An 11,186-nucleotide genomic window follows, 5' to 3' on the forward strand; every position below is an offset into this window, starting at 1 on the left:
TGATCGAATGCACGAGCTTGACCGCCGTATTTTTTAGCAAGTACAGAAGTAATTGCAGCAGTTAAAGTTGTTTTACCGTGGTCAACGTGGCCGATTGTACCAACGTTAACGTGGGGTTTTGTACGTTCAAATTTTTCTTTAGACATTTATCGTCCCTCAAATGTAATACAAATCGGTGGTGAATCACCACATTAACCAAGTATCATATTTAATATCAACATAATACTAACTTAAAATTAGCTCTGAATGATAACAGATAAAGTTACCGAGTGACAAGCTATAAAGCAGGCAAATTTGATATTTTTAGAAGTTTAGGAGATTAACAAGAATGGTGCTGATAGGCAGATTTGAACTGCCGACCTCACCCTTACCAAGGGTGCGCTCTACCAACTGAGCTATATCAGCAATTGGAGCGGGCAGCGGGAATCGAACCCGCATCATCAGCTTGGAAGGCTGAGGTAATAGCCATTATACGATGCCCGCATGTTCAAACTCGGCTACCTAAATGCTTCAATTAGCTATTGCTAATATTAGATGATGGTGGTGGGGGAAGGATTCGAACCTTCGAAGTGTGACACGGCAGATTTACAGTCTGCTCCCTTTGGCCGCTCGGGAACCCCACCCCGAATCTTTATAAATTTGTCTACTTAGGAAAATGGTGCCGGCTGCCGGAATCGAACTGGCGACCTACTGATTACAAGTCAGTTGCTCTACCTACTGAGCTAAGCCGGCCTAAGTGCTGCGCATTATGAACTAGAACATTTAACCTTGCAAGCAAAAAAAACAAATTTTATTTTGTTTGCTTAAAAATAAATCAAAAACATAAAAAAACCCGAAATTTATGCTTATTTCGGGTTTTATTTAGTTCAAAATAAACTTATGTTATTTCTTTTTAACTACATTTTTTTGGTTGTCCCTACACCTTTAGCCGCTGTTTGTACCGCTACATCTTCGCTAATATCGCCTTTGTCTTGATATGCACGACCATAATAAGTATCAAGAAGGATCTGTTTTAGCTCAGCAATTAGAGGATAACGTGGATTTGCACCAGTACATTGGTCATCAAAGGCATCAACTGCAAGCTGATCGACTTGAGCCAAGAAAGTTTTTTCATCCACACCAAATTCTTTAATAGAAAATGGAATATCAAGATCTTTTCTAAGTTGATCTAACCAACCAATTAATTTCTCGACTTTCTTCTCATCATTATCTGTAGCTGTGGTTAGACCTAAATGATCAGCAATTTCGGCATAACGGCTAACTGCTTTAGGATAACCATATTGGCTAAACGTACCTTGTTTAGTTGGTTTGTCGGTTGCATTAAAACGGACAACATTACTAATTAACATCGCATTAGCAACACCATGAGGAATATGGAATGCTGCACCAATTTTATGAGCTATTGAGTGACAAACGCCAAGGAATGCTTGAGCAAAAGCAACACCTGCTAACGTTGCTGCACTATGCACTTTTTCTCGAGCAATAGGATTTTTTGCCCCTTCTCTATAACTTGCTGGTAAATAAGCTTTAAGTATGCTTAGCGCTTGTAACGCTTGCCCATCAGAAAACTCACTTGCCATAACTGATACGTAAGCTTCTAAAGCATGCGTTACAGCATCATAGCCTCCAGCAGCACAAAGTGAGCGAGGCATATTCATCACTAAGTTTGCATCAACTATTGCCATATTAGGCGTAATAGCATAATCCGCTAATGGATATTTTTGACCTGTTGCATCATCAGTAACCACGGCAAATGGAGTTACTTCAGAGCCTGTACCTGATGTGGTTGTTACACAAATTAATTTTGCTTTTTCCCCCATATTTGGGAAGTGGCAAGCACGTTTACGAATATCCATAAAACGTAATGCTAGCTCTTCGAATTTAGTTTCAGGGTGCTCATATAAAACCCACATAATTTTTGCAGCATCCATTGGTGAACCACCACCTAACGCAATAATTGTATCTGGTTGGAATGCTTGCATTGAATCAGTACCCTTACGCACGACACTTAATGTTGGATCTGCTTCAACATCAAAGAAAGTTTCACAAATAACACCTTGTGCTTCTAATTGATCAGTGATTTGTTTTGAGTAACCGTTATTAAATAGGAATTTATCTGTTACTAAAAATACACGTTTTGCACCTTGCTCAACCACTTCACTTAAAGCTACTGGTAGTGAGCCACGTTTAAAATAGATAGAACTTGGTAGTTTGTGCCATAACATATTTTCTGCTCTCTTAGCGATTGTTTTCTTATTGATTAAGTGCTTCGGTCCAACATTTTCAGATACCGAGTTCCCCCCCCAAGAGCCACATCCTAATGTTAAAGATGGCGCTAAATCAAAATTATATAAATCACCAATACCACCATGAGCTGCTGGTTGATTTATTAAAATACGGCAAGTTTTCATTTTACTACCAAAATAAGCAATACGTTCACGATTGCTATCTTGATCAGTATAAAGGACTGAAGTGTGCCCCATTCCACCCATTTCAACCAATTTTTCTGCTTTATCAACAGCTTCAGAGAAATCTTTAGCCTTGAACATAGCAAGCGTTGGAGAAAGTTTTTCGTGGGCAAACGGTTCAGATAAATCAACTTTACTTACTTCGCCAACAAGTACTTTCGAACCAGCTGGAACTTTAAGACCGGCCATTTCAGCAATTTTAGTTGCTGGCTGACCAACAATATTGGCATTTAAGGCGCCTTTGTCGTTTAAAATAATACCTTGTACTGCTTTAGTTTCTTTAGCATTTAAGACATATGCACCATATTGAGTTAATAAGCGACGTACTTCATCATAGACAGAATCAACAACAACAATTGCTTGTTCTGATGCACAGATCATCCCGTTATCAAATGTCTTAGACATAAGTACTGAGGCAACAGCACGTTTCAAATCAGCTGTTTCATCTATAACAACTGGTGTATTACCTGCACCAACACCTAACGCAGGTTTACCTGAACTATAAGCGGCTTTTACCATGCCTGGTCCACCAGTTGCTAAAATAGCAGACACATCATCGTGGTGCATTAATGCATTTGATAATTCGATAGATGGCTCGTCAATCCAACCAATAATATCTTTTGGTGCGCCAGCTTTAATTGCGGCATCTAATACAATTCGAGCAGCTTCAATAGTTGATTTTTTAGCTCGAGGATGTGGAGAGAAGACAATTGCATTGCGAGTTTTTAAGCTAATTAATGATTTAAAAATCGCAGTTGAAGTTGGGTTAGTTGTTGGAACAATTCCACAAATAATACCAAGTGGCTCTGCTATAGTAATAGTACCGAATGGTTCATTTTCAGCAACGACTCCACAAGTCTTATCGTGACGATATTTATTTAAAATATACTCAGCGGCAAAAAGGTTTTTTATGACCTTATCTTCGACAATTCCCATTCCTGACTCTGCAACAGCTTGTTGCGCAAGTGGAATACGTGCCGCAGCGGCGGCTGTCGCTGCTGCTACAAAGATTTTGTCGACTTGTTCTTGAGTATAAGTTGAATAAGTCTCCTGTGCCTTTTTGACTCGAGCCATTAACTCATTTAACTCATTCATGTTAGTTACTGCCATAGATTTCTCCTTGAAATTAAAAAATAAATCGGGATCGTTTGGCGTCTTCCTTGAAACTATTTAATGCTTAAGCATAATGACAAAACGAAATTGACGTTATCGTAAATCAGATTTTTACTTTATACAATAATATATTGAATAAAAAAAAGCATGTTACGAAAAGTAACTAATTTTTATGTATTTAGTCACTAAAAAAGAAATAGATATAAAAAAAGGAACCATTTTTATTCAAAAATGGTTATTATTAATGGAATTTGTTATGGAAGAAAAAGGACTAGTTTTAAAAAATTATGTGTTACACAATTTATTTAGCACATAACTAACCGCCACAAAACCAAAGGTGGCTGTAACTGTTGTAATTGCGCCGAACCCTGACCCACAGTCCATTTTTTTAGGTCCATCTGCTTCACTTTTTGTTAAACATACTTGTCCATTTTTAGAAGGGTACGTTAATTGCTCAGTCGAAAATACACAAGGAATGCCGTATTTACCTTTGCTATCTTTATTTAATTTATAATTATACTTTAGTTTTTCACGTAACTTTGCTACTAATGGATCTTGAATTGTCTTTGCCAAATCTGCAATTTTAATTTGAGTTGGATCTTTTTGTCCACCAGCTCCGCCAATGGTAATCACTTTCAATTTTTGTCGCTTACAATATGCAAGCACAGCCGCTTTATCATGTACACTATCAATTGCTTCAATAATATAGTGATAACATGGGGATTGCTTTGTTCCTAAATATTCACCAACATTATCTGAATTAATAAAATCATCAATTTCATTCACGATACATTCAGGGTTAATTTGTAAAATGCGTTCAGCCATAACCGAGGTTTTAGCTTTGCCAATATTGGATTTTAACGCATGAATTTGGCGATTTGTATTTGTTACACAAACATCATCCATATCAATTAGGGTAATTTGACCAATACCACTACGCGCTAGCGATTCAGCAACCCAAGAACCTACACCACCGATACCAATTACACAAATATGCGCTTGTGAAAAACATTGCAAAGCCGACTCACCATAAAGCCTAGCTATACCGCTAAAACGTTGAAAGTAAGATTCTTTATTCATCAATAATTAATAATAGTGTTTTATACTAAAACAACTACTCTCCTGAAACTTTTTTACAAATTATAACTGTAATATTTTTTATATAAAGAACTTATCAATAAGTATTAGAGATATTATACCTTTCACGAATAAAAAACCAAATTCATAACTCTTATAAAGGTCAGCTACATCATCTTCGACAATGAGTAATCGATAAGATATTATGTGTATTTGTTTAACTTATTATTTTTTCCTACAATTTGCCATTTCATACCAAGCAATTGTACCTTTAGCTTGAACAAAGTAGATAAAGGGTCTAATAACCTATCAGGCCGTAATACCCTCGTGCTTAGTCAGGCTAACGTCGAGCAAAATAGAGCTATATATTAAAATGGTTAACAATTTTAATATAGATTGAACATATCTATTTTTTAGATCAAACAAAATTGTTATACGCTAGATACTAAAGTCTTAACAGTATATAATATTAAAAATTTTTAATCTTACTTTAAATAAATTATTGGAGTTTTAATTTTTTATGAAAGAATATAAGGTAGTTATTTATCAAGAAAACGCTTTTTCTTCGTTTCTTTTTGGATCAGCTAATGTTAATCCAGCTAGGTTTACCGAGTTACTAAATAAAAATGCTGAAGCAGGCTGGCGTGTAGTAACGATGGAAAGAGAGATACGTCGCTTGTTCTTATTCTGGAATCGAGAAGCTCACATTGTTATCCTTGAGCGTGACCGTATTTAAACAATCCCAAAAGCATTTTTATTAAAATAATCCATTACAGGTAATAATATTTTAAATTAATAGTTGTAAGGTTGAAAATCAATATGCTCATTAGGGCATATTATTTCTACTAAATAAGATAAACTCAAACTGGCTAATTGCTAAATTAGTAAATTAGAAGTATTAATTCTTTGTTAAAAAGTTTCAGGAAACACTATGTTTCAGTATAAAATAGGCAACTTTAAGATTTATGCTGTAATTTTTGCTCTGCTAGAGCTAAAAAAACAATACCTATAATGATAGATAACCCACCAAGCATGCGTGTCAATGTAATTTGCTCATCAAAAACAATAACCGATACCAACATTACTGTAACCACCTGTAAATGAGAAGCGGCAAAAGCTGGACCCACTGGGGCTTTTTTTAATAATACCATCCAAGTGACAAATGCCCCTGTATAGCCAAGCATTACTAAATAAGCCCAACCATAAGTAAAAATACGGATTAACCAATCAATACTCACTTCAAATGGCATAGCTGATATTGCCGTTAATTTAAAGCTTGTTTGACCAAATGTGTCAAAAAATAATAGTAAAATAAATCCAATAATATAAAATTTTTTCATTACGTAAGCCCCACTAAAACTACGCCAGTAGTAATAAAAAATATACCAATGATACGGAATAAAGTAAGGTGCTCTTGAAATAAGATACGCCCAGCTAACATAACAGTTATGATATTAAATGAACCTAGTAAAATACCTTGCGATAAAGGCACTTTACTTAAAAATGCTAGCCAAAAAATAAAACCGATAAAATATGTGCCAAATCCCAACCAAAGCCAAAAATTGCTAAATAATTTTTGCCAATAATGTAAACCCTGCTTATTTTTTGAAGTAATTGCGGCATACTTAAATGCAATTTGCCCAACAGTATCACAGGCAATATTAATTAACCAAAGAACAATAATTAAGGTTGACACTGCTGGCAAAATCCGTGTATTTCTAGCACACTATGTTTGATTAAAAAATCACTTTGTTGTGCTAACTGTTTAAATTGATGTTCGATATCTTGTGAATGTTTTTCGATGATTTGTTGACATTTATCGCAAATGAATAAAATTGAAATATGTTCAGGATCTTGAAAATGTGGACAAATAATATAGCTATTAGAAGATTCCACTTTATGGATAAAACCTTGTTCAAGTAAAAATTCAAGTGCACGATAAATTGTTGGAGGTTTAGCTTGTGGTTCGCTTACTTTTAGTAGATCTAAAAGATCATAGGCACTCATTGCTTTATTTGCCGTTAACATAATATCTAAAACTGTTCGACGTTGCGTTGTCAGTTTAATACCACGTTTTTTGCATAAAGTTTCAATCTTTTCAATTAACAGATTATGCATTTAATATCCTTTGCCTTTAGCCATAATTTTTTTGTGCAGCTTTTCTTCGTCTTATTTCTTTAGGATCATTGATTAAAGGGCGATATATTTCAATACGATCACCATTTTTAACCAATTCATTAAGATCACAACGTTTTCCATAGATGCCGATTAAATGTTCATCTAGTTTAATCTGGCATAACGATAAGATATTGGATTTTGTAATTGCTTGCAAGACATTCGTTTGCTCACCAACATTACAATTAATTACTGTTGGATTATTCGGTAACGCATAAACAACTTGAATATTGATCATTTTAATAAATCTGCCTTGCTCTTTTTGAAAACGCATTAACCATACTAGTCATGATTTCTTTAAATATAGGAGTAAAAGTCATATCTAATAATTTATTTTTGAACTCAAAATCTAAATTGAGACTAATTTTACTTTGGTTTTCAGTAATTTTAACAAATTGCCACCGACCCGATAATTGTTTGAATGGACCTTCTAAAAGCGTTATATCAATTGAGTTAGGTTCATTAACTCTATTTAATGTGGTAAAAGATTTTTTAAAACCGAACTTTTCAACCTTAATAAAGGCAGTCATAATATTATCTTGTTTTCTAATAATGCCTGTTGCGATACAATCAGGAATGAATTCTGGATATTTTTCTATATCATTAACTAAAGCAAACATTTGCTCAATTGAGTAGGGCTCAATAACTTCGTGAAAAACATGTGCCATAATAATAAAATAAAAAGTTAAAATTAGTAGCATATAGTATCACGTAACTCTATAATAACGCACATTATGACTAAGAAAAAATTACACAAGCCGGGATCGGCAACTATTGCATTAAATAAACGTGCACGCCATGAGTACTTTATTGAAGAGGAAATTGAGGCGGGATTATCCCTGCAAGGTTGGGAAGTAAAATCTCTCCGTGCAGGTAAAGCAAATATTAGTGATAGCTATGTTTTACTTAAAGATGGTGAAGCATGGTTATTTGGTGCAACTATTACGCCGTTAAATGTTGCCTCAACGCATGTTATTTGTGAACCGATGCGAAATCGTAAGTTGCTGCTAAATGAGCGTGAGCTCAACTCATTATTTGGTCAGATCAACCGCCAAGGCTATACGGTTGTTGCTCTTTCGTTATATTGGAAAAACGCATGGGCAAAAGTAAAAATTGGTGTTGCCAAAGGTAAAAAAGAATACGATAAACGTACCGATATTAAAGAACGCCAATGGCAAGTTGATAAAGCACGTATTATGAAAAACGCAAATCGGTAATGTTTTGATTCACTTCGTAAAATATAACGCTAGCAGTAGATATCGATTCAATTTCTGTTTTAATTAGATTTGCTAGCGCTATCTTTTTTAGTACATTATAAATCTGCAATATACTAACGTTGATCATCAACAGTTACGCCTGCTGGCGGAGTAAATTTGAATTTGTCTAATGCGACTTTACCTAGTGTTTGTCGAGACAAGTCATAAAAACTACGTTGGCCATCTTCTTCTATAATAGTAAAGTTAGAAATCATACCTGTAGGTAATACCGAAATAATAAAGTCTTGATTAGACCCATCGGTTGGTTTTAAAGTGAACGAATCTTGTTTACGAGTGACATTATAAACATTCCAAATTGGGTTCTGACTGTCAGTAATCAGTAACATTAATCGGTTATCGATCGCTTTTTTCAAGTCCATTACACTAACTTGTTGAACTGCTGGTGTGTATACCCACATATTCTTTCCATCAGAAATAATCGATGTTTCATCAGGTTCATTCATCGTCCAATTAAAATAGTAAGGTCTACTAACCCATAAATCGCCTTTACCTTCTTGTACTTGTTGATTATCGGCCGTTTTCACATCTTGCGAAAACCTTGCATAAAACCCGTCAATTTTATTTAAACGTTGTTGTAATACTTCTTTATCGCTAGCCCATGCTGATAAACTAACTAATGCTCCAATTAAAAGTAAAAACTTTTTCATAGCCAATCCTTATGTATTTCTTCTATAAAAATATGTTAAATATATTTTGATTACTATATAGGATTGAAATATTACCGTTTTTATTCCACTGGGGAAAGATATTTTCTTTTCTTTTTTCACTTACAAAATAACAAGTATATAATAGGTTTTATTTTACAAATGCGGATAAATACCTGCCATGCCGAGTATGTCTTTTGAATTTACTACTGATGAATTTAAACCATTAGCAGCTAGAATGCGCCCACGTAATCTAGCTGAATATATAGGTCAATCTCATCTATTGGGGAAAGATAAACCGCTACCAAAAGCAATTGAAGCTGGAAATTTACACTCAATGATCCTTTGGGGGCCGCCAGGCACGGGCAAAACAACTTTAGCTGAAATTATTGCTCATCATGCTAATGCTAAAGTTGAACGAGTTTCTGCCGTTACATCTGGCATAAAAGATATTCGTGAAGCAATTGAACGTGCTAAAATTAATCAGCAAGCAGGGATCCGCACTATATTATTTGTTGACGAAGTTCATCGTTTTAATAAAAGCCAACAAGATGCATTTTTGCCTTATGTCGAAAACGGTACTGTTACGTTTATTGGAGCAACAACTGAAAACCCATCATTTGAATTAAATTCTGCATTATTATCTCGTGCAAGAGTCTATTTGCTCAAATCATTAACCAACCATGACATTGAGCAAATTTTACAACAGGCAATGGACGATCCTAACCGTGGTTATGGTAATAAAAACATCAATCTACCCGAAGAAACAAAAAAACAAATTGCTGACTTCGTTGGTGGTGATGCAAGGCGAGCACTTAACACACTTGAACTATTAATTGACATGTCAGATGGGCATGAACTTACACCTGATTTACTCAAAGAAGTTATGGGAGAACGTAGTGCGAGATTCGATAATCAAGGCGATCGTTTTTACGATTTAATTTCCGCGGTACATAAATCAATACGTGGTTCCGCACCTGATGCCGCTCTGTATTGGTATGCAAGAATTATATCAGCTGGCGGAGATCCACTTTATGTTGCACGTCGATTATTAGCCATTGCCTCGGAAGATGTTGGTAATGCCGATCCTAGAGCTATGCAAGTCGCGCTTGCGGCATGGGACTGCTTTACAAGAGTTGGTCCTGCTGAAGGTGAACGTGCAATTGCACAAGCAATCATCTATCTTGCTTGTGCACCAAAAAGTAATGCAGTTTACCTTGCATTTAAACAAGCAATGACTGATGCCGAATCAAAACCTGATTACGATGTTCCTGAGCATTTACGCAACGCTCCAACAAGCTTAATGAAAAACTTAGGTTATGGCGCTGAGTATCGTTACGCCCACGATGAACCCAACGCTTTCGCAGCAGGTGAAAATTACTTTCCGCCAGAAATGGCTAATACAAAATATTATCGCCCAACAACTCGTGGTGCTGAAAAAAATTATACTGAAAAATTAGCATGGATAGAAGAACAAAACCTCTCAAGCTCTATTCAACGTTATAAGTCTAAAAAATAGAGGCTGTGTTTATTTTTTATAAAAATATTCTGAAAGAATTTGATCTAACAAAATAATTATAAAATGGAGAATACTATTTCTACATACTTATTTTTGTACCCTCCTTTAAATCTTAAAATAATGTTAAAAACTTTCAGGAAACTATGTGTTTGAGTATAAAATTTTAAATAATTAAAGTGCTTTTTATCTAAAAATATGTCGGGTTAGATTTTTATCATTTTAACAACCTGGAGCAAGCAAATAGAATGACCGAAAATGACTTACCATTTATAATACTGAAAAAATCATGAGACATTAAATAGTATAACGCCTATTGAATACAAAACACAAAAACAACTAGCATGATTTTCTACGTTAGTTTTGTATTAAAAATGAGATAATCACACATCAGCTAGTTGTAAACTATTAAAGTTATGAAACAGGATTAATTTTATGCCGGCATTATCTGAATATTCAAATATATCAAACACTGTACTCAATATATTAGATAAAAAAGGATACCGAATTTGGTATGACGAAAAGTTAAAAATGTACTGTGCTGAAAAGAACGGTTGGGATTTTATGGCCGATTCACCATCAGGTTTGTTAGGTTTAATTAGCATTTATGAATTTAAAAAACCAGCTATATATAAAGAATATTGGTGGAAAGATGATGATAAAAACTTACTAAACAATTTAAGAAAGAAACCTAAATACATATCAGTTATAGATAAAAATATAAGATAGATTAAAGTTAAGTTACTAAAAATAAAGCAAAAGCAACTAAGTGATTTTTTACATATCATAAAATAATAATATAAAAGCAAAAAGCCCAGCATGACTGCTGGGCTCTCTATATTTAAAAGTCTGGCGGCACCCTACTCTCACATGGGTAATACCCACACTACCATCGGCACTACGGCGTTTCACTTCT

General features: G+C 34.7%; 13 protein-coding genes and 4 tRNA genes. 4 read left to right on the forward strand and 13 right to left on the reverse strand.

Annotated features, from left to right (window positions below):
• The 7 genes from ACGH6Q_RS11270 to tcdA all read right to left on the reverse strand — a co-directional run.
• Positions 1-146, reverse strand: a 146-nt coding sequence (locus ACGH6Q_RS11270; protein ID WP_411592850.1) for a GTP-binding protein, incomplete at its 3' end; no start/stop codon positions are given.
• A gap of 183 nt (positions 147-329) precedes the next feature.
• Positions 330-405 (reverse strand) — tRNA-Thr (locus tag ACGH6Q_RS11275).
• 3 nt (positions 406-408) lie between these two features.
• Positions 409-483, reverse strand: a tRNA-Gly gene (locus tag ACGH6Q_RS11280).
• Between the two features lie 55 nt (positions 484-538).
• Positions 539-623, reverse strand: a tRNA-Tyr gene (locus tag ACGH6Q_RS11285).
• A 33-nt stretch (positions 624-656) separates the two neighbouring features.
• A tRNA-Thr gene (locus ACGH6Q_RS11290) sits at positions 657-732 on the reverse strand.
• A gap of 164 nt (positions 733-896) precedes the next feature.
• Complete coding sequence (gene adhE, locus ACGH6Q_RS11295; protein WP_411592849.1) at positions 897-3,578, reverse strand: bifunctional acetaldehyde-CoA/alcohol dehydrogenase; 2,682 nt, start codon at positions 3,576-3,578, stop codon at positions 897-899.
• 288 nt (positions 3,579-3,866) lie between these two features.
• A complete protein-coding gene (tcdA, locus tag ACGH6Q_RS11300) occupies positions 3,867-4,661 on the reverse strand; it encodes a tRNA cyclic N6-threonylcarbamoyladenosine(37) synthase TcdA (RefSeq protein ID WP_296318398.1) in 795 nt (264 codons plus the stop codon).
• A 517-nt stretch (positions 4,662-5,178) separates the two neighbouring features.
• Between tcdA and ACGH6Q_RS11305 the strand changes: the two genes are divergently transcribed.
• The gene (locus ACGH6Q_RS11305; RefSeq protein WP_065590507.1) at positions 5,179-5,394 is read left to right on the forward strand and encodes a DUF4177 domain-containing protein; all 216 of its coding nucleotides are present in this window, start codon (positions 5,179-5,181) and stop codon (positions 5,392-5,394) included.
• A 220-nt stretch (positions 5,395-5,614) separates the two neighbouring features.
• Here ACGH6Q_RS11305 and ACGH6Q_RS11310 read toward each other — a convergent pair whose 3' ends face one another.
• Genes ACGH6Q_RS11310 through ACGH6Q_RS11330 form a run of 5 tightly spaced genes read right to left on the reverse strand, consistent with a single transcriptional unit; the run spans position 5,615 to position 7,534 of the window.
• On the reverse strand, positions 5,615-5,998 hold the full coding sequence (locus ACGH6Q_RS11310; RefSeq protein WP_034913644.1) for a DMT family transporter: 384 nt from the start codon (positions 5,996-5,998) through the stop codon (positions 5,615-5,617).
• On the reverse strand, positions 5,998-6,354 hold the full coding sequence (locus tag ACGH6Q_RS11315; protein ID WP_034913647.1) for an EamA family transporter: 357 nt from the start codon (positions 6,352-6,354) through the stop codon (positions 5,998-6,000). Before ACGH6Q_RS11315 ends, ACGH6Q_RS11310 begins: the two co-directional genes overlap by 1 nt.
• Entirely contained in the window at positions 6,342-6,776 is a 435-nt protein-coding gene (gene zur / locus ACGH6Q_RS11320; RefSeq protein WP_065590506.1) for a zinc uptake transcriptional repressor Zur, read from the reverse strand. Before zur ends, ACGH6Q_RS11315 begins: the two co-directional genes overlap by 13 nt.
• 16 nt (positions 6,777-6,792) lie before the next feature.
• Positions 6,793-7,071 carry an RnfH family protein gene (locus tag ACGH6Q_RS11325; protein ID WP_411578593.1) on the reverse strand — a complete coding sequence of 93 codons (279 nt, stop codon included), beginning with the start codon at positions 7,069-7,071 and terminating at the stop codon, positions 6,793-6,795.
• Between the two features lies 1 nt (position 7,072).
• A complete protein-coding gene (locus ACGH6Q_RS11330) occupies positions 7,073-7,534 on the reverse strand; it encodes a type II toxin-antitoxin system RatA family toxin (protein ID WP_081296689.1) in 462 nt (153 codons plus the stop codon).
• A gap of 33 nt (positions 7,535-7,567) precedes the next feature.
• Here ACGH6Q_RS11330 and smpB point away from each other — a divergent pair, with 33 nt between their 5' ends.
• Positions 7,568-8,050 (forward strand): SsrA-binding protein SmpB, encoded by a 483-nt coding sequence (gene smpB, locus ACGH6Q_RS11335; protein ID WP_065590504.1) that lies wholly within the window; start codon positions 7,568-7,570, stop codon positions 8,048-8,050.
• Positions 8,051-8,163: 113 nt separating this feature from the next.
• On the opposite strand, the gene lolA is transcribed toward smpB, so the two are convergent.
• On the reverse strand, positions 8,164-8,757 hold the full coding sequence (gene lolA, locus ACGH6Q_RS11340) for an outer membrane lipoprotein chaperone LolA (protein ID WP_296318400.1): 594 nt from the start codon (positions 8,755-8,757) through the stop codon (positions 8,164-8,166).
• Positions 8,758-8,935: 178 nt separating this feature from the next.
• Between lolA and ACGH6Q_RS11345 the strand changes: the two genes are divergently transcribed.
• On the forward strand, positions 8,936-10,273 hold the full coding sequence (locus ACGH6Q_RS11345; RefSeq protein ID WP_065590502.1) for a replication-associated recombination protein A: 1,338 nt from the start codon (positions 8,936-8,938) through the stop codon (positions 10,271-10,273).
• 432 nt (positions 10,274-10,705) lie between these two features.
• Complete coding sequence (locus ACGH6Q_RS11350) at positions 10,706-10,999, forward strand: hypothetical protein (protein ID WP_296318401.1); 294 nt, start codon at positions 10,706-10,708, stop codon at positions 10,997-10,999.
• Positions 11,000-11,186 lie beyond the last annotated feature (187 nt).

The organism is Gilliamella sp. BG2 (assembly GCF_046635645.1).
Lineage (GTDB): Bacteria > Pseudomonadota > Gammaproteobacteria > Enterobacterales > Orbaceae > Gilliamella > Gilliamella bombi.